Genomic DNA, 17,609 nt, shown 5'->3' with positions numbered 1-17,609 from the left:
AGCAGTGCGGGCGCGAAGTCCGAATCACGCGGCGTGCGCATGTTGCGGGAGGAGGCGGCGCATGAAGCCAGGGCAGCACACACCCGAAATCGAATCCTTCTACCACCTGGGGCCTGGCCCCCTGGGGACGCATGCCTGTCAGGGCACCGCCTGCTTCGTCGCGCGCCACCTGGATGCTGCGCGCTGGCGGCAGGCCACTTCGGGCGAGACCCGCGTCTACTGCCTGGGCCAGTGCTACCGGGCGCCCTCCGTCACGGGTGAGGACGCTCGCCCTGAAGTGCACGTCCGGGCCCCCCAGGCCATCACGCTGGGGCGCGTCGCCAGCGGTGGAGCCCGCGCCGTGACAGAGGCCACCCGCCAGGGCGCCTACGCGGCCCTGGAGCAGGCGTTGTCCTCGCCCCCCGAGGCCCTCATCGCGCAGGTGGAGCGGTCCGGGCTGCGCGGCCGGGGAGGCGCGGGCTTCCCCACCGGACGCAAGCTGCGCGCGGTGGCCGCCGCGCCTGGCGCGGAGAAGGTCGTCGTGGCCAACGCGGACGAGGGTGACGCCGGGGCCTATATCGACCGCTTCCTGATGGAGGACGACCCCCACGCCGTGCTGGAGGGCCTGTTGCTGGCGGCCTACGCGGTGGGCGCACGCCGGGGCGTCATCTACGTGCGCAAGGAGTATCCGCTCGCGGCGTGCGTGCTGCACGTGGCCCTGCACGAGGCCCACCGTGAGGGCGTGCTGGGTCCACACATCCTGGGCAGCGCGTTCTCCTGCGAGGTCTCCATCGAGGTGGGGCGCGGCAGCTACCTGTGCGGCGAGGAGACGGCGCTGCTCAACGCCCTGGAGGGACGCCGGCCCTTCGTGCGCGCGCGGCCCCCCTACCCCGCCCAGGCGGGCCTGTTCGGCCAGCCCACGCTGGTGCAGAACGTGGAGACGCTCGCCAACCTCCCGTGGATCTCACGCCATGGTGGCGAGGCCTACGCGGCGCTGGGAATCCCGGGCAGCCGGGGCACGAAGGTGCTGTCGCTCAACTCGCTCTTCCACCGCCCGGGACTCTACGAAGTGGAGCTGGGCACGCCGGTGCGCACCGTGGTGGAGGAGCTGGGAGGCGGGCTGCGCACCGGGCCGATGAAGGGCGTCCTCATTGGCGGGCCGCTGGCGGGCATCCTCCCTCCGCACCTGCTGGACACCCCGCTGGGCTTCGAGGAACTCCAGGCGGTGGGCGCCTCCGTGGGGCATGGCGGCGTGGTGGCCTTCGACGCGCACACGCCCATCGCCGCGCTGGTGCACCACGTCTTCTCCTTCGGCGCGTACGAGTCATGCGGAAGGTGCACGCCCTGCCGCCTGGGGGCGCGACACGTCGAGCGACTCTTCGCGCGCGTGCTGGACGCCGGCACCGCCCCCCGTGCCGGCGCGGCGGACTGGGAGGAGGTCACCGAGGCGCTGCGCCTCACCAGCCTGTGTGGACACGGCACCGGGCTGGGGGAGTTCGCCCGGAGCGTGCTGCGCCACTACCGGGAGGAGGTGGAGGCATGCTTCGGGTGATCATCGACGGGCAGGCTCGCGAGTGCGCGCCCGGCACCGTGTTGGAGGCGCTGGAGTCCCTGGGCATCTCCATCCCCGCGCTATGCGACGACACACGCCTGACGCCGGTGGGCGCGTGCCGCACGTGCATCGTGGAGGTGGAGGGTTGCGAGCGTCCGGTGGCCGCCTGCACCACTCCACTGGCGGAGGGCATGGAGGTGCGCACGCGCAGTCCCCAGGTGGAGGCGCGGCGCCGGGTGCTGCTGCGGCTGCTGGCCTCCCAGTACCCGGCCGAAGCGGTGGCGCGCCACCCGGACAAGCCCTTCCACCGCGCGCTGCGCGAGTACGGCCTTGCGGACGAGGCGCTCGGCACGCACCGGCCGGAGTCGCTGGACGACTCGCACCCGTACATCCACGTGGACATGTCCCAGTGCATCCACTGCTACCGCTGCGTGCGCATCTGCGACGACGTTCAGGGACAGTTCGTCTGGCGGGTGTGGGACCGGGGCGCCGCGACGCGCATCCTCCCGGACGGGCCCAGCCTGCGGGAGAGCTCGTGCGTCTCCTGCGGGGCGTGCGTGGACAGCTGCCCCACCGGCGCGCTGGAGGACCGCACCCTGCTGGACCGGGGCTCGCCGGAGGCGTGGACGCGGACCACCTGCTCCTACTGCGGCGTGGGCTGCGAGATGGACGTGGGCACGCGTGAGGGCCGCATCGTCACCGTGCGGCCCTCGCGCGAGGGCCCGTCCAACCGGGGCCACCTGTGCTCCAAGGGGCGCTACGCCTTCGACTTCGTGACGGCGCCGGACCGCGTCACCGTGCCGCTCCTGCGCGAGGCGGGCGGCTGGAGGCGGGCCTCCTGGGACGAGGCGCTGGGCTTCATCGCGGAGCGCCTGCGCCGCCTGCGGGACGCGCACGGCCCGGACACGGTGGGCATGCTGGGCTCCGCTCGCGCCACCAACGAGGAGAACTACCTGGCGCAGAAGCTGGCCCGCGTGGTGCTGGGGACGAACAACGTGGACTGCTGCGCCCGCGTGTGCCACGCGCCCAGCGCCGCCGGGCTGAAGCGGATGCTGGGCACGGGCGCCTCCACCAACTCCTTCGAGGACGTGGAGCACGCACGCACCCTGCTGGTGGCGGGCAGCAACGCCACCGAGTGCCACCCCGTCGTCGGCGCCCGCATCAAGCAGGCGGTGCTCCGGGGCGCGAAGCTCATCGTCATCGACTCGCGGCGCACGGAGCTGGCGCGCTACGCGGACGTGCACCTGCGGCCCCGGCCCGGCACGGACGTGCCGCTGCTCAACGCGCTGGCCCAGGTCATCGTGGCCGAGGACCTTTGCGCCCCGGACTTCCTGCGCGAGCGCGTGGACGCCGTGGAGGACTTCCAGGCCTTCATCCGCGACTGGACGCCCGAGCGCGCCGCGCGGCTGTGCGACGTGGACGCGGAGGACCTCCGGACGGCCGCGCGCCTCTACGCCACGCACGGCCCGGCCATGATGGTGCACGGGCTGGGCATGACGGAGCACGTGCAGGGCACGGAGACGGTCATGGCGCTGGTGAACCTGGCGCTCCTGACGGGCAACCTCGGCGGGCCGGGCATGGGCGTCAACCCGCTGCGCGGACAGAACAACGTGCAGGGCGCGGCGCACATGGGCTGCGAGCCGGGGCAGCTCACCGGCTACGTCCCCCTGGAGGAGCACCGCGCCCGCTTCGAGGCCGCCTGGGGCTCACCCCTGCCCTCCACGCCGGGGCTCGACCTGATGCGGATGATGGAGGCGGCGCGCGGCGGGAGGCTCAAGGCGCTGTGGGCCTTCGGCTACGACGTGCTGCTCACCAACCCGGGGGCGAACACCACGCGCGAGGCGCTGGAGCAACTGGAGCTGCTGGTGGTGCAGGACCTGTTCCTCAACGAGACCGCGCGGGCCTGCGGCCACGTCTTCCTGCCCGCGTGCACCTCGTTCGAGAAGGACGGCACGTTCATGAACGGCGAGCGGCGCGTGCAGCGGGTGCGCGCGTCGCTGCCCCCTTCGGGGGAGTCCCTGCCGGACTGGGAGATCCTCTGCCGCGCGGCGCGCGCGCTGGGACACCCTGAAGGTTTCGCGTTCACCACCCCTGAAGGAATCTGGGACGAGGTGCGGCGCATGTGGCCCGTGGGGGCCGGCCTGTCGTATGCGCGCCTGGAGCACGGCGGCCTCCAGTGGCCCTGCCCCGACGAGGCGCATCCAGGCACCCGGGTGCTGCACACCGACGGCTTTGCCCTGGGCCCCCGGGCGGCGCTGCGCCGCATCAGCTACACGCCGTCGCCGGAGGCGCGCTCGGAGGACTTCCCCTTCGTGTTGATGACGGGCCGGCGGCTGTATGCGTTCAACGCGGGGACCATGACGTCCCGCACGCCGAACGCGCGTCTCCAACCCGGCGACTGGCTGGACATGGCCCCGGCGGACGCGGAGCGGCTGGGGCTCCACGAGGGCGCGCGCGTGCGGGTGCGCAGCCGGCATGGCGAGGCGGTGCTGCCCATGCACCGCGCGGAGGGGCTGCGGCCCGGCGAGCTCTTCACCACCTTCCACACCGCGGAGACCCTCATCAACGCCGTCATCGGCCCGCATCAGGACCCGTATACCCATACGCCCGACTACAAGGTCACGGCCGTCCGGGTGGAGCTCGTGGAGTAGCCGGGGCGCGGCGGCGAGCGACGCCCCGCTCGTGGCACCCCGCCCTCCGCCGCCCTACCCTCATCCTCGAGGGCCCGGGATCCTGGCCCGGAGTTGCCATGGCCGACTCACAGTCCCAGACCGCGTTGAGCGCCCTGCGCATCGACCGCTCCGCCGCCCCCGTGAAGCGCCGGCGCAGACCGCGCTGGCTCATCACCGCGGGGCTCCTGGTGGCGGTGCTCGTCCTGGTGGCTGGCGCGGTGGCACGCCGAGCGCCCACCGTGCGCGTGGCCGAGGTGCGTGAGCCGCTCCCCGGCGAGCAGCAGACGGAGCTGTCCGCCTCCGGCTACGTCGACTCGCGGCGCCGCTCGGTCATCGCGCCGCTCGTCGCGGGCCAGCTCGTGGAGGTCGCCGTGGAGGAAGGAGAGCCCGTGCGGCAAGGCCAGGTGCTTGCCCGGCTGGATGACCGGGATGCCCGCGTGGTGCTGGATCGCGCCAAGGCTTCGGTGCGGGCCTCCGAGGCCCAGCTCGCCTCCTCCGAAGCCCAGGCCGTCAACGCGCGGCGCACCACGCAGCGCACGCGCAACCTCGCCCGGCAGGGCGTCATCCCCCGGGCCCAGCTCCTGGACGTGGAGACCGCGGGCCGCGCCACGCAGGAGTCCCTCAACCTGGCCCGGGCGCAGCTCGCCGCCGCCCGCCGGGCGAGCGAGGCGGCCCGCCTCCAGCTCATGCACACCGTGGTGCGCGCGCCGTTCGACGGCACCGTGTCGAAGAAGCTCGCGAACGAGGGCGCGGTGCTCGCGCCGGCCGCCCTCACCGGCACCAACCTGGGCGGCATCGTGGAGCTGGTGGACCTGCACGCCCTGGAGGTCGAGGCCGAGGTCAGCGAGGAGCAGCTCTCGCGCATCCACATCGGCCAGCCCGCGCTCATCTTCCTGGACGCCATGCCGGAGCGCGCCTTCCCTGGAACGGCGACCACGGTGCGCCCCGCCATCGACCGCTCCAAGGCCACCGCCACCGTGTTGGTGCACTTCCAGTCCGTCCCTCAGGGTGCGCTGCCGGACATGGGCGCCAAGGTGTCCTTCCTCCGCCAGCCGCTGCCTCCCGGGGAGCTGGCCGCGCACGGACAGCCCCCGCGCGTGCCCGCCAGCGCGGTGGTGCGCGACGCGAAGGGCGCGGCCGTGTGGGTGGTGAAGGACGGGCGGCTCACGCGCCAGCCGGTGCGCGTGGGCGAGCGCGTGGGCGACGAGGTGTCCCTGACACAGGGCCCAGGGGCGGGCACGCAGGTGGTGGTGGCCCCGGACCCGAAGCGCCTTCGCGACGGCCGGCGCGTGAAGGTGGAGGCGGGCAACGGATGATCCAGGACGCGCGACCCGAGGCCCCGCCCCCCATGGTGCGCCTGAGGGGCGTGTCCAAGACCTACCGGCGCGGCACGGTGGAGGTGCCCGTGCTGGCCTCGGTGGACCTGACCATCGGCACTGGCGCCTTCGAGGCGTTCATGGGCCCGTCCGGCTCCGGCAAGTCCACGCTGCTCAACCTCGTCTCCGGGTTGGACCGGCCCACCACCGGTGTCGTCGAGGTGGCCGGCCGGGACCTGTCGGAGTTGGATGACCGGGAGCTCAGCGACTGGCGCGCCGCCCACGTGGGGTTCGTGTTCCAGCTCTACAACCTCATCCCCGTGCTCACGGCGGCGGAGAACGTGGAGCTGCCCCTGTTGCTCACGCCGCTGACGCGCGGGGAGCGGCGCCGGCACGTGGCCGCGGCGCTGGAGCTCGTGCGGCTGGGCCACCGCGTGAGCCACCGCCCGCCACAGATGTCCGGCGGCGAGCAGCAGCGCGTGGCCATTGCCCGCGCCATCGTCACCGACCCGGACCTCATCATCGCGGACGAGCCCACGGGGGACCTGGACCGCAAGGCGGCGGAGGCCGTGCTGGATCTCTTCGGCGTGCTCCACCGGGATCTGCACAAGACGCTCGTCATGGTGACGCACGACCCGCAGGCCGCCGAGCGCGCGGGCCGCGTGCACCACCTGGACAAGGGGGTGCTCCAGTGAACTACGTGGGATTCGCGAGCCGCGACCTGATGCGAAACCCGCTGCGGCTGACGCTCACCGTCCTCGCGGGCGCGGTGGGCGTGACGGCCTTCATCTTCCTGAGCACCGTCGTCGACCTCTTCTATTACAACGCGCGGGCGGCGCAGGTGGACCGGCTCATCGTCCGCAACAAGGTGTCCTTCACCCAGCCGCTGCCGCTGTCCTATTACGCGCGCATCGCCGCGCTGCCGGGGGTCACCGCCGTCACGCACCAGGAGTGGTTCGGCGGCAAGCTGGGCGACACGCAGAAGGACTTCTTCGCCAACTTCGCCGTCGACGCACACACCTTCCTGGACGTCTTCCCGGAGTACGTCGTTCCCCCCGCGCAGCTCGCCGCCTTCCGCGGCGACCCGTGCGGCGCGCTCGTGGGGGAGCAGCTGGCCCGGCGCTTCGGATGGAAGGCGGGGGACCGGGTGACGCTCAAGGGGCAGCTCTACCCTGGCGACTGGACGTTCAACGTGCACGGCATCTACCGCGGCGCGCGGCCCGGCGTGGACACCAGCACGCTGGTGTTCGGCTACCGCTGCCTCAACGAGAGCGACCGGCTGACCGAAACCATGAAGGACAAGGCCGGCATCTACGCGGTGCGCGTGGACGACCCGTCGCGCTCGGCCGAGGTGGCGGCGGCCATCGACCACCTGTTCGACAACAGCCCCTACCCGACGAAGACGGAGAGCGAGAAGGCCTTCCAGCAGGGCTTCGTGGCCATGTCCTCGGCCATCGTCACCGCGGTGCGGGTGGTGTCCAGCGTCATCCTGCTCATCATCCTGCTCGTCATCGGCAACACGCTGGCCATGGGCGTGCGCGAGCGCACCCGGGACATCGCCACCCTGCGCGCTCTGGGCTTCCGCCCGCGCGCCGTGGTGGCGCTGGTGCTGGCCGAGTCCTCCTTCATCGGCCTGTGCTCGGCGGCGCTGGGCGTGACGGCCGCGCCGGTGCTGGTGGGAATCTTCGCGAAGCTCATCGCCTCGCGGTTCGGTCCCATGCCGGACCACCTCACGCGCGGGCACACGCTCTGGGTCTCCGCGCTCGCGGCGGTGGCGGTGTCCCTGCTGGCGGGCGTGGGGCCGGCGCTGCGCGCGGTGCGGCTGCCGGTGGCGGAAGGCCTGAGGAAGGTGGCCTGAGCGATGGTGCCGCTCTTCTACAACGCCCGCAGCCTGTGGGCGCGCCGGCTGTCCACCGGCCTCACGGTGGTGGGGCTGGGGCTCGTCGTCTTCGTCTTCTCCGCGGTGCTGATGCTGGCCAACGGCATCGAGTCCGCGCTGGCCTCGGGTGGAGACGCGTCCAACGTCGTCGTGCTGCGCAAGGGGGCCACCAGCGAGCTGGTCAGCGGCGTGGAGCGGGACGCGGTGCGCATCCTCTCCACGGATCCCCAGGTGGCGTCCGGGCCGGACGGCCAGCCGCTGGTGGCCGGAGAGCGGGTGGTGCTGCTGACGCTGCCCAGCGGACGCACGCAGGCGATGAACACGTCGGCGCGCGGCATCAGCGCGGAGAGCTTCGAGGCGCGGCCGGAGGTCCAGCTCGTCTCCGGGCGCAGGCCCCGGCCGGGCACCAACGAGGTGGTGCTGGGCCGCTCGCTCGTCGGGACCTCGCCAGACGCCACGCTGGGAGGGGAGCTGCGGTTCGCCCGGCAGCGCTGGCCGGTGGTGGGCGTCTTCGCCGCCCGGGGTGGCGCCTTCGAGTCCGAGGTGTGGGCGGACGCCATGCGCCTGGGCACTGCCTTCGGGCGCGAGGACTACAACTCCGCGGTGGCGCGGCTGCGCTCGCCCGCGGAGGTGGAGGCCTTCGTGAAGCGCGTGGAGGCCAACCCACGCTTCACGCTGGAGGCCCGGCCGGAGCCCGAGTACTGGGCGGACCAGGCCAGCGGGCTGGCGGCCTTCATCCGCGTGCTGGGCCTCTTCGTGTCCTTCGTCTTCAGCGTGGGCGCGGTGCTGGGGGCGATGATCACCATGTACGCCCAGGTGGCGACGCGCGTCGCGGAGCTGGGGATGCTGCGCGCGGTGGGCTTCCGGCGGCGCAGCGTGCTGGCCAGCGTGGTGGTGGAGTCCGCCATGCTGGGCGCGGCCGGAGGCGTGCTGGGCGCGCTGGGGGCGCTGGCCACGCGGTGGATCCACATCCGCACGCTCAACTTCCAGACGTTCGCGGCGGTGAGCTTCGGCTTCTCCCCCACCCCCGCCATCCTGCTGGGCGCGCTGCTGTTCGGCACGGCGATGGGTCTCCTGGGCGGGCTCTTGCCCGCGCTGCGCGCCGCGCGCCTGTCCATCCTGGACGCGCTGCGCGCCTGAGGGCCATGAGCACCTCTCCCCTGCCACAGGAAGAGCACCACGGGCTTCCTGCCATGTGGGGCCGGGCGCTCCTGCTGGTGATGCTGCTCGCCGGCCTGGCGCTGCTCGCGTCCTCGGAGGCGTTCCAGTCCCTGCTGCGCCGGGCCGTCGACGCGGCCGCGCCCGTCATCTCCACGCATCCCGTCTGGGGCGCGGTGCTCTTCGTCCTGCTCTCCGCCCTGTCGGCGATGCTGGCCTTCTTCTCCAGCGCGCTGCTGCTGCCGGTGGCGCTCCAGGCCTGGGGCAAGGCGGTCTGCGCGCTCCTGCTCTGGTTGGGCTGGATGCTGGGCGGCGCTTGCGCCTACGGCATCGCCCGCGCATGGGGCAGGCCCGTCATCCGCCGGCTCACCTCCGCCAGCCTGCTCGCCCGTTACGAGGAGCGCATCTCCCGGCGCACGCCCTTCGGTGTGGTGCTCCTCTTCCAGCTCGCCGTCCCATCCGAAGTCCCGGGCTACGTGCTCGGTCTCGCGCGCTATGGCCTGCGCCGCTATCTGGCCGTCCTCGCCCTGGCGGAGCTCCCCTACGCGGTGGGCACCGTCTACCTGGGCGCCAGCTTCCTGGAGCGGCGCACCCCCGTGCTGCTGGGACTGGGCGCGGCCGGCGTCCTCGCCGGCCTGTGGGCCTTCCATCTGCTGCGCAAGCGCCTGGGTCAACAGTCCTCCAGCCCGTGAGCCCTACTCGACTCGGGAGGGAGCATCCGGGCGTCGAGCTGTACTACCAGACGGTGGGCCTGCTCTTCACCGCGTGGACGACGCAGTTCCGCTTCAATGGCAATGGAGACGGCACGCTCTTCTATCCGGGGCTGCCCTCCATCATCGGTGGCACCACCGAAATCCCGCTGCCCTCGCTGCGCATGAAGCTCATCCGGCAGGGCATGCAGGACTACGAATGGCTGAAGCTGGTGAGTGACGCGGGCGACCCGGCGTATGCGCGTGCCGTGGCCCGGAAGCTCATCCCGCACGCCTGGGCGGTCCCCGACGACGGCGAGGCCTTCGACCGGGCGCGGCTCCAGCTCATCCGGCGCTACCTGCAGCTGTGCCGCAACCGCGTCACGCCGCCGTAGGCGACGGCGTGCGCAGGCGCGCCGCTCACGGGTCGTAGCAGGGACCGCACTGGCGCACCTCGACGGTGGACCACTCCGCCGCGGGGCACTGCGTGGCCAGCTCCAGCGCCTCCTCGCGCGTCTTCACGTCGACGAGGAAGAAGCCACCGATGATCTCCTTGGACTCGGTGAACGGCCCGTCGCTGAAGCTGAGCTTCCCGTCGCGCCGCTCCACACGGATGCCCTCCGAGTCCGAACGCAGGGAGTCCGCCGCCTTGAGGATGCCGCGCGCCTGGAGCGACGCCCCGAAGCCCATCATCCGCTCCATCCGGTCCGCCGAGACGCGCTTCCCTTCCTCCGTCTGGGGCATCCCGCCCTCGACCTGCCTCACCACCAGCATGTACGCCATGGCCTGCTCCTTTTTGGGACGCAGCCTATGCCACCGGTCCCACGCGGTCGCCACTACCCTCGTGGTCAAGGATACCGGGCGAGGGACGGATATCCTTGTCAGCCCTGTTTGCGAGGCTGACGACCCATGCGTACATCCCAAATCTCCCTCCCCCTGTTGCTGACCCTGACGGCGTTCAGTGGCTGCCGGAACGACGACCCGCCGGCGCCCTCCCCGCTCAAGGCCACCCTCCACCGCACGGCGTACGGTGTCCCCCACATCCAGGCCGACGGCTATCGCAGCCTGGGCGCTGGCATCGGCTACGCGCAGGCGCAGGACGCGGTCTGCATCCTCGCGGATCAGTTCCTCAAGGTCCGTGGCGAGCGCGCTCGCTACCTGGGCCGGGGCCCGCAGGACGCCTTCCTCGAAAGCGACTTCACCTACCTGGGGCTCGCGCTGCGGACCCGCGCCGAGGCCAGCTTCGCGGAGCAGTCGCAGGAACTGCGCGACCTCGTGCAGGGCTATGCCGCTGGCTACAACCAGTACCTCGCGGATGTGCCGGCCGCTCAGCGTCCCGAGCCCTGTCGGGGCGCCGCGTGGGTGAAGCCCATCAGCGCGTATGACCTGATGGCGTACCACCTGGACCTGTCGCTGTTCGACACGCTGATCCCGCTGCTCGGCTACGTGGGCAACGCGCAGCCTCCGAGCGCGGAGACGGGAGGCGAGCGGCTCCAGTCGAGGCCGCTCGCGCTGTCGCCGCGCAAGGATGAGCTGGGCAGCAACGGCTGGGCGCTGGGCCGCGAGAAGACGGCCAGTGGCCGGGGCATGCTCGTGGCCAACCCGCACTTTCCCTGGGAGGGCAGCCTCCGCTTCCACGAGAGCCACCAGACGATCCCCGGCAAGCTGGATGTGTACGGCGTGTCCCTGCTGGGCGTTCCGGCGATCAACATCGGCTTCAACCGTGACATCGCGTGGACGCACACGGTGACGGCGTCGAGCCACCTGACGCTTTACCGGCTCAAGCTCGTGCCGGGCGACCCCACGGCGTACGTCTATGACGGGACGACGCGCCGCATGACGTCGCGGACCGTCACCGTCAACGTGCGAGGGGCCGACGGCGGCATGACGCAGGAGACGCGCACGTTCTGGCGCAGCCACTACGGCCCCATCCTCGCCGGCCCCGGCGCGGATTGGACGGACGAGACCGCGTACACGACTCGTGACGCGACCGAGGACAACCCGCGCTTCGCGGAGCATTGGGTGCGCCTGAACACGGCCCGAGACATCGGCGAAGCCGCGGACGTGGAGCGCACCGTGCGCGGCGCGCCCTGGGTGAACACGCTCATGACGAGCGCGGACGGTGATACGCGCTATGTGGACGCGTCGCGGGTCCCCTATTTGAGCCCGGCCACCGTCGCGGCGTATCGCGACTCGCTTGAGTCCACCCCGGACGCGCCGGTGTTCGCGTCACTGGGGCTGGTCCTGCTGGACGGCAGCACGTCCCGCGACGAATGGGTGGGCCTGGACAGCGAGACGCAAGGCCTGGTGCCGACCACCGTCATGCCGCAGCTCCGCCGCACGGACTTCGTGATGAACGCGAATGATCCGGCGACGTTCTCCAACCCCGCCGCTCCCCTGCTCGACCTGCCCTTCCTCTACGAGATCTTCGGGACGCGCGGCCGCATGAGCACGCGCTCGCACATGAACCTCACGCTGATCACCGAACAGGGTGACACCGCGGCGGCCGGGAGCGACGGGCGCTTCACGCGCGAGGAGGCCGAGCAGGCCATCCTGAGCAACCGCACCTGGGTGGCGGAGCAGTTGCGCACAGCCGTGGTGCAGCGCTGCCAGGGCGCGGAGCCCATCGTCGTCGAGGGCGCTCCGGTGGACATCGCCGAGGCATGCCAGCTGATTGCGGCGTGGGATGGCCGGCTGGACCTGGACCGCTCGGGAGCCATCGTCTGGCGTGAGTTCCTGAACGGCTTCAACCGCTCCGACCTCGTGGACAAGGGCGCCCTCTTCGCGCAGCCCTTCGATCCGGCCCGGGCGGCGGTGACGCCGGCGGAGCTGGTCCCCGCGCCGGAGTCCGGCGTGGATCCGGTGAACCAGAAGCTGGCGGAGGCCGTGGCGCTCCTGGGCAAGGCGGGCATCGCGGTGGGAACGAAGCTGGGCGACGTGCAGTTCGCCTGGAAGGAAGACCGCAAGGTGCCCCTGCACGGCGGCGCGGCCTTCGAGGGCGTCACCAACGTCGTCGGCTATTCCGGCGCGAACGCGACGCTGCTGCCGCAGTCCCAGCCGCAGGGCCCGCTGCTCTCCCCCGGCACGGGGCTCACGCCGGAAGGCTACCTGGTCGACTTCGGGACCAGCTTCCTCATGGTGATGGAGTTCACGCCGGAGGGACCCAAGGCGAACGCGGTCCTCTCCTACGCGGAGTCCAGCGACCCGGCGTCCCCGCACTTCGCGGACCAGACGGACCTCTTCTCCAGCAAGCACTTCCGTCCCGTGCGCTTCAACGAAGCGGACATCCTCGCGGATCCGGAGCTCACGACGCTGGAGCTGACCGTCGACGCCACGTCGAAGCTCGAATAGCGGCGCATGCACAGGTTGTGGGTGAAGTTCTCGTGCACAAGGGGGAGCACCCACCATGGAACCCACGACCCGAGCCACCGCCCTCCTGCCCGGCCAGGTGGTCGTCTCGCTGAACTTCGACGACTGCCTGGCTTCGCAGCTCATCGCGGCCTCCGCCATGGAGGCCCGTGGCATGCGGGGGACGTTCTTCATCAACAGCAGCAGGCTGGGGCAGTCCGGTCGCCTCACGCTCGCCCAGGTGCGCACGCTCCGGGACAAGGGCCATGAGATTGGCGGGCACACGCTGACCCATCCGCACCTCACGGAGCTTTCAGCGGACAACCAGCGCAAGGAGATCTGCAACGACCGGGTCGCCCTGCTGAACGATGGCTTCCGCGTCACGTCCTTCGCCTATCCCTTCGGAGACAAGGACGCGACCACGCGGCAGATCGTCATCGACTGCAACTACAACTCCGCGAGGGAGAGCGGCGGACTGAGGACCTCCTCCACTGGAAGCAGCCCGGCCGCCGAGCCCGTGCCTCCCGCGGACCCGTACGCCATCCGGACCAACGGTTCCGTGCAGGCGACCACCACGCTGACGGACCTGAAGAACTACGTGCTGCGCGCCGAGGAGTCAGGCGGCGGCTGGGTGCCCATCGTCTTCCATCACATCTGCGGGCCGTGCGACCCACCGCAGACCTATTCCATCTCACCCGCCAACCTGACGGCGTTCATCGACTGGCTGGCCACCCGCGCCTCGCGAGGCACCACCGTGGCCACGATGGACGCAATCATTGGCGGAGTGCTCAAGCCCCCGGTGAGCTGGCCCCCCGCGCAGCTCTTGAAGAATCCGTCGCTCGAAGCGGACAGCAACGGCGACGGGACCCCGGACTGCTGGCAGCGCGGCGGCTTCGGGAACAACACCTTCACGTGGAACCGGACGTCGGACGCTCACGGAGGCAGCTGGGCGCAGCAGGTGCGCATCACGCAGATCACCGACGGAGACCGGAAGCTCATCACCCGTCAGGACGACAGCAGCTGCACGCCCACGCCGACCACGGGACATCACTACCGGATCACCGCCTGGTACAAGGCCACCACGCAGGTGCGGTTCAAGGCGTACTACCGCACCAGCGCGGGAGCCTGGACCTACTGGTCCCAGGGGCCACTGTTGCCCCCGAAGAGCAGCTACACCTTCGCCGAGTGGACCACGCCCGCCACGCCCTCCGCGGCGAAGGCCCTCAGCGTGGGCCTGTCCATCGACCAGGTGGGCACGCTGACGATGGACGACTTCACGCTCGCCGACATGGAGGCGACCGCGTCCGTGTAGGGCCTCAGCCTTCGAGCTGCTCCGCCGTGAGGCATCCCGCCGCGAGGTCCAGATCCTCCAGCGGGATGCGCTGGATGTGTTCGCGGGGCTCGTCGACCTTGTCGCGGTACTTGTCCGAGCCGCTCTCGTAGGTGACCCAGATCTCGCCATCGATGATGTTCACGCCCTGGGCGTAGGGGTCGATGAGCCCGTTGCCGATGTCCACCCGCTTGTCGATGTCCGCCGAGAAGGTGTCCTCGGTGGACGTGAACGGCTGGTAGATGAGCTTCTTGTCGCCCGTGGTGAAGATGATGCCGCCATCGACGACGGTCATTCCCTGAGCGCGGTCCGGAGCGCGGATGGGGCCCTCGCGAGAGTCCTCGATGAGGGCGCCGGTCTTCTCGTCGATTTCGTACCGCCAGACGGCACCCGCCTTGCCATCGCCGTCCTTGCTGTAGCCACCGATGTACGCGTAGCCGTCCTTCACGGTCATGAAGCTGCCGGCGGAGACCAGGCCGATGCCCGTGGCCGGATCCGTGAGGCCTTCAGGCTTGGGGACATCCATGACCTGGGAGGGCATGGCCTCGCGGCACTCGTTCTGGGCGGCCTCGATCTCCTCGCGCGTGTAGACGTAGATGTGATCCGTGTCGGAGACATAGACGTTGTCGCCATCCGTGGAGACGCCGCCACCATGGCTGGGAGGACCCGCGGGAGGCGGGCCACCGAGCACCGCCTGATGCGTCTCCTTCCCCGAGTCCTTGTCCTGCACCGACAGGAGCACCCGGTGGTCGTCGTTGTAATAGGTCGTGAGCACTTCACCGCGCCCGGCGTCGTAGCCCTGTCCCTGCGGAGTCCATCCGGCGTCCAGGTGGATGAACTCAGGGCCGGCCTTCTCCCCCTTGCTCGCCTTCGTCAGTGGCGAATCCACGCTCGCGGCAGCCGCGGCCGACGGAGTGTTCCCGTAGCCGCTGAGGTTCACGGGGCTGGACTTCGCCGCGTCCACACCGTCCTGGAAATACGGCGCGGCGGAGGGAGGAGGCGTGGGCGGAGCCGGAGGAACCGGAGGCTTCGTGACCGCGGCCTGGATCGTGGTGACGACCTGGCGGATGAGGGGGCTGATCAAGGGCCTGCCTCCAGTTGAAGGTGCTTGAGGGCATGAATCCTACACGACGGAGTTTCCACTTCCATATCCTGTAAAATGTTCCAGGCGGCGGGCCCGACCTGGCGCGCCGACGGCTGGATGGCACCTCGTGACCTGTCACCTGCCGGTGGTGGACCGCATCTTCCTTCAAAGGGGGAGCACGCCATGCCCATCTACGAGTTCTTCTGCCGCAAGTGCCAGGAGCCCTTCACCGCATTCATGACCATCCAGGAGCACGACGAGCGAGCACCGAAGTGCCCGCGTGGCCACGACGCAAAAGAGGTGGAGAAGCGCATCTCGTCCGCCCATGCCGTGACCACCAAGAAGTCGGCCACCTACTGAAGGACTCGGGGCACCCTGTTCTTCGTCGATGATGACTCCTGGCCAGCAAGACAAGAGGTTGGTTTCCCTCTTCCTCTGCGGCGACGTGATGACAGGCAGGGGCATTGATCAGGTGCTGCCCCACCCTGCTCCACCCGGCATCCATGAGTCCTACCTGCACGATGCCCGGGACTACGTCGCGCTCGCCGAGGAGCGCAACGGCCCCATCCGCAAGCCCGTCGGCTTCGGTGAAATCTGGGGGGACGCGCTCGCCGCGCTGGAGCACGCCGCGCCCGACGTGCGGATCATCAACCTGGAGACGAGCATCACCACGAGCGAGCAGTGGTGGCCCGACAAGGGCATCCACTACCGCATGCACCCGGAGAATGCCGAATGCCTCACGGCGGCCCGAATCAGTTGCTGCGCGATGGCGAACAACCACGTGCTGGACTGGGGCTACCCGGGGCTGGCGCAAACGCTGTCCACCCTCCGCCGTCTGGGAATCGCCACCTCAGGGATGGGTGAGAACCTGGAGGAGGCCCAGCAGCCCGCGCTCCTGGCTGTAGGGACCGGGCGGCGAGTCGTGGTGTTTTCGTGCGGAGATGTCAGCAGCGGCATTCCGCCATCGTGGGCGGCGAGGAAGGACAGACCGGGCGTGGACCTGCTGCCCGACCTGTCCCCCACCACGGCGAGGCACCTGGGCAAACGGGTGGCGGACCTCAAGCGCGAAGGCGACGTCGTCATCGCCTCCATCCACTGGGGCGAAAACTGGGGCTACACGGTGCCACGGGCGCAGCAGGACTTCGCCCATGCACTCATCGACGAGGCTGGCGTGGACGTCGTCCATGGCCACTCCTCGCACCACCCTCGCGGCATCGAGGTCCACCACGGCCGCCTCATCCTCCATGGCTGCGGCGACTTCCTGAACGACTACGAAGGCATCCTCGGCCACGAGGAATACCGACCGGACCTGGCCTTGATGTACCTGGCGTCAGTGGACCCGGCGAACGGCCGGATCGCCAGCCTGCGCATGCTCCCCATGCAGCTGCGCCAGCTCCGACCCCACCGGGCCTCGCGACGGGACGCCGAATGGTTGTGCGAAGTCCTGGGCCGCGAGGGACGCCGGCTGGCACCCCGGACGCGGGTGGAGTTGGAAGATAACGGGGCCCTCCTCCTGCAATGGGGGTGAGCTCCGGGAACAGCTGGATGACTCACGAGCCCCGGCGCCGGAGGCTTCATCACTTCGCGCAGAGGGCGAAGGTGACCGCGCTGTCGGAGAAATACTCCTCCTGGGAACCCCATGCGCCGTGGAAGGTGTGTCCCTCGACGCCCGACGTCTTGTACATGCGATAGCAGCCCGCCTCCTTCCGCGCATACGACGTGCGGGTGCTCGCGAACACCTCCAGCGTGATGCGGTCACCGCCATCCACCGCGACCACCCCGGCGGCGTGGTAGGGGGAGGTCCCCTCCGTGTCCCACTTCATGTTGACGATGACATAGGCCTGGCCCGCGAGCGGCGCCGCATTGTCATTGCTGCCCCTGCCCTTGAGCAGGGATTGGGCGACGAGAACGTTTTCCAGCTTGCTGTTCCCGAAGGCGGAGCCATTCTCCACGCTCTTGCTGCGCGTCGCTCCTTCCTTCGGGTCGAACAGCGACTGATGCATGATTTCCTCGGCGGTGTGCAGGCAGTCCTTGATGAACGTCGTGGAGACGTAGGGGACGTAGGTCTTGCTGCTGAACAAGGTGTCGTTCAATCCCTGCTTCCGGTACACGACGCTGTTCAACGGGGCGGCTGTCGCGAAAATCACCTGCCCATCCCAGCCATCCGGGATGAAGCAATTGCCGTTCTCCGACATCCATCCCTCCATCCCTTTCTTCAATTCCACCCGATTCATGTGGCGTCTCCTCGTGAAGTGGCCGCGGGGGCTGTCCGCCCGCGCCGGTAGCAAGGCCCGCTGATTATAGACAGGAATCCTCCACGCTCGGCGCTTGCTGGCTGGGATGTCGCGGACCACCCAACCCCATACAACACGTGCACATGCCGGGTCTGTCTACCTTACGGGCCCTGGCGTCGTGACGCTTGGGCATGGCGTGCCGTGCGTCCCAGACTGACTCGGCTGCGTCATGCCGGGACGCGTAACCGTCCGGCCAGTGACGTGCCGGGACGCTTGAAGACAGGCCCCGACCGTGCTCGGCGAGCGCCGCGAGGAGTGAGCTGTTCAGGGACTGGGCTGGAGGGGTGACTCGGGCGGGTCGGCGGTGC

At 70.4% G+C, this 17,609-nt stretch carries 15 protein-coding genes; 12 read left to right on the top strand and 3 right to left on the bottom strand.

All coding sequences use genetic code 11. The annotated features are described in order from the left end of the window. The first annotated feature begins 61 nt into the window (after positions 1-61). From D7Y15_RS29150 to D7Y15_RS29115, 8 genes are all read left to right on the top strand, one after another. The gene (locus D7Y15_RS29150; protein WP_120578629.1) at positions 62-1,531 is read left to right on the top strand and encodes an NADH-quinone oxidoreductase subunit F; all 1,470 of its coding nucleotides are present in this window, start codon (positions 62-64) and stop codon (positions 1,529-1,531) included. Further along, on the top strand, positions 1,519-4,182 hold the full coding sequence (fdhF, locus tag D7Y15_RS29145) for a formate dehydrogenase subunit alpha (protein WP_121754602.1): 2,664 nt from the start codon (positions 1,519-1,521) through the stop codon (positions 4,180-4,182). The genes D7Y15_RS29150 and fdhF overlap by 13 nt, the downstream gene beginning before the upstream one ends. Positions 4,183-4,280: 98 nt before the next feature. After that, positions 4,281-5,519, top strand: a complete 1,239-nt coding sequence (locus D7Y15_RS29140) for an efflux RND transporter periplasmic adaptor subunit (RefSeq protein WP_120578627.1) — start codon at positions 4,281-4,283, stop codon at positions 5,517-5,519. Next, positions 5,516-6,214 carry an ABC transporter ATP-binding protein gene (locus D7Y15_RS29135; RefSeq protein ID WP_120578626.1) on the top strand — a complete coding sequence of 233 codons (699 nt, stop codon included), beginning with the start codon at positions 5,516-5,518 and terminating at the stop codon, positions 6,212-6,214. Before D7Y15_RS29140 ends, D7Y15_RS29135 begins: the two co-directional genes overlap by 4 nt. Continuing rightward, positions 6,211-7,377, top strand: coding sequence for an FtsX-like permease family protein (locus tag D7Y15_RS29130; RefSeq protein ID WP_120578625.1), 1,167 nt, complete (start codon positions 6,211-6,213; stop codon positions 7,375-7,377). Before D7Y15_RS29135 ends, D7Y15_RS29130 begins: the two co-directional genes overlap by 4 nt. Before the next feature lie 3 nt (positions 7,378-7,380). After that, a complete protein-coding gene (locus tag D7Y15_RS29125) occupies positions 7,381-8,538 on the top strand; it encodes an FtsX-like permease family protein (RefSeq protein WP_121754601.1) in 1,158 nt (385 codons plus the stop codon). A 5-nt stretch (positions 8,539-8,543) separates the two neighbouring features. Further along, entirely contained in the window at positions 8,544-9,248 is a 705-nt protein-coding gene (locus D7Y15_RS29120; RefSeq protein WP_233605126.1) for a TVP38/TMEM64 family protein, read from the top strand. Further along, positions 9,245-9,640, top strand: coding sequence for a DUF4091 domain-containing protein (locus D7Y15_RS29115; RefSeq protein WP_233597195.1), 396 nt, complete (start codon positions 9,245-9,247; stop codon positions 9,638-9,640). The genes D7Y15_RS29120 and D7Y15_RS29115 overlap by 4 nt, the downstream gene beginning before the upstream one ends. Before the next feature lie 25 nt (positions 9,641-9,665). Here D7Y15_RS29115 and D7Y15_RS29110 read toward each other — a convergent pair whose 3' ends face one another. Then, positions 9,666-10,028 carry a YciI family protein gene (locus tag D7Y15_RS29110; RefSeq protein WP_121754599.1) on the bottom strand — a complete coding sequence of 121 codons (363 nt, stop codon included), beginning with the start codon at positions 10,026-10,028 and terminating at the stop codon, positions 9,666-9,668. A gap of 126 nt (positions 10,029-10,154) precedes the next feature. Between D7Y15_RS29110 and D7Y15_RS29105 the strand changes: the two genes are divergently transcribed. Beyond that, positions 10,155-12,596 carry a penicillin acylase family protein gene (locus tag D7Y15_RS29105; RefSeq protein WP_121754598.1) on the top strand — a complete coding sequence of 814 codons (2,442 nt, stop codon included), beginning with the start codon at positions 10,155-10,157 and terminating at the stop codon, positions 12,594-12,596. Positions 12,597-12,651: 55 nt separating this feature from the next. Beyond that, positions 12,652-13,905, top strand: coding sequence for a polysaccharide deacetylase family protein (locus D7Y15_RS29100; protein ID WP_121754597.1), 1,254 nt, complete (start codon positions 12,652-12,654; stop codon positions 13,903-13,905). Between the two features lie 4 nt (positions 13,906-13,909). Here the strand turns inward: D7Y15_RS29100 and D7Y15_RS29095 are convergent, their stop codons facing one another. Then, on the bottom strand, positions 13,910-15,007 hold the full coding sequence (locus D7Y15_RS29095; protein ID WP_121754596.1) for a hypothetical protein: 1,098 nt from the start codon (positions 15,005-15,007) through the stop codon (positions 13,910-13,912). Positions 15,008-15,190: 183 nt separating this feature from the next. Here D7Y15_RS29095 and D7Y15_RS29090 point away from each other — a divergent pair, with 183 nt between their 5' ends. Next, positions 15,191-15,367, top strand: a complete 177-nt coding sequence (locus tag D7Y15_RS29090; protein WP_120575395.1) for an FmdB family zinc ribbon protein — start codon at positions 15,191-15,193, stop codon at positions 15,365-15,367. Positions 15,368-15,425: 58 nt separating this feature from the next. Next, the gene (locus D7Y15_RS29085; protein ID WP_233605125.1) at positions 15,426-16,535 is read left to right on the top strand and encodes a CapA family protein; all 1,110 of its coding nucleotides are present in this window, start codon (positions 15,426-15,428) and stop codon (positions 16,533-16,535) included. 49 nt (positions 16,536-16,584) lie between these two features. Here D7Y15_RS29085 and D7Y15_RS29080 read toward each other — a convergent pair whose 3' ends face one another. Further along, the gene (locus tag D7Y15_RS29080; RefSeq protein WP_126933211.1) at positions 16,585-17,241 is read right to left on the bottom strand and encodes a hypothetical protein; all 657 of its coding nucleotides are present in this window, start codon (positions 17,239-17,241) and stop codon (positions 16,585-16,587) included. Positions 17,242-17,609 lie beyond the last annotated feature (368 nt).

Source organism: Corallococcus sp. AB030 (assembly GCF_003668965.1).
In the GTDB taxonomy this organism is placed as follows: Bacteria; Myxococcota; Myxococcia; order Myxococcales; family Myxococcaceae; genus Corallococcus; species Corallococcus exiguus.
Note: the sequence above shows the minus strand (reverse complement) of the source record. Positions and strands in the feature narration are given on the sequence as shown.

Excerpts from the sequence above, each read along its gene's own strand:
- fdhF (WP_121754602.1), top strand. The coding sequence starts at position 1,519 with ATGCTTCGGGTGATCATCGACGGGCAGGCTCGCGAGTGCGCGCCCGGC.
- D7Y15_RS29105 (WP_121754598.1), top strand. The coding sequence starts at position 10,155 with ATGCGTACATCCCAAATCTCCCTCCCCCTGTTGCTGACCCTGACGGCG.
- D7Y15_RS29110 (WP_121754599.1), bottom strand. The coding sequence starts at position 10,028 with ATGGCGTACATGCTGGTGGTGAGGCAGGTCGAGGGCGGGATGCCCCAG.
- D7Y15_RS29135 (WP_120578626.1), top strand. The coding sequence starts at position 5,516 with ATGATCCAGGACGCGCGACCCGAGGCCCCGCCCCCCATGGTGCGCCTG.
- D7Y15_RS29120 (WP_233605126.1), top strand. The coding sequence starts at position 8,544 with ATGAGCACCTCTCCCCTGCCACAGGAAGAGCACCACGGGCTTCCTGCC.
- D7Y15_RS29140 (WP_120578627.1), top strand. The coding sequence starts at position 4,281 with ATGGCCGACTCACAGTCCCAGACCGCGTTGAGCGCCCTGCGCATCGAC.
- D7Y15_RS29090 (WP_120575395.1), top strand. The coding sequence starts at position 15,191 with ATGCCCATCTACGAGTTCTTCTGCCGCAAGTGCCAGGAGCCCTTCACC.
- D7Y15_RS29150 (WP_120578629.1), top strand. The coding sequence starts at position 62 with ATGAAGCCAGGGCAGCACACACCCGAAATCGAATCCTTCTACCACCTG.
- D7Y15_RS29080 (WP_126933211.1), bottom strand. The coding sequence starts at position 17,241 with ATGAATCGGGTGGAATTGAAGAAAGGGATGGAGGGATGGATGTCGGAG.
- D7Y15_RS29100 (WP_121754597.1), top strand. The coding sequence starts at position 12,652 with ATGGAACCCACGACCCGAGCCACCGCCCTCCTGCCCGGCCAGGTGGTC.
- D7Y15_RS29125 (WP_121754601.1), top strand. The coding sequence starts at position 7,381 with ATGGTGCCGCTCTTCTACAACGCCCGCAGCCTGTGGGCGCGCCGGCTG.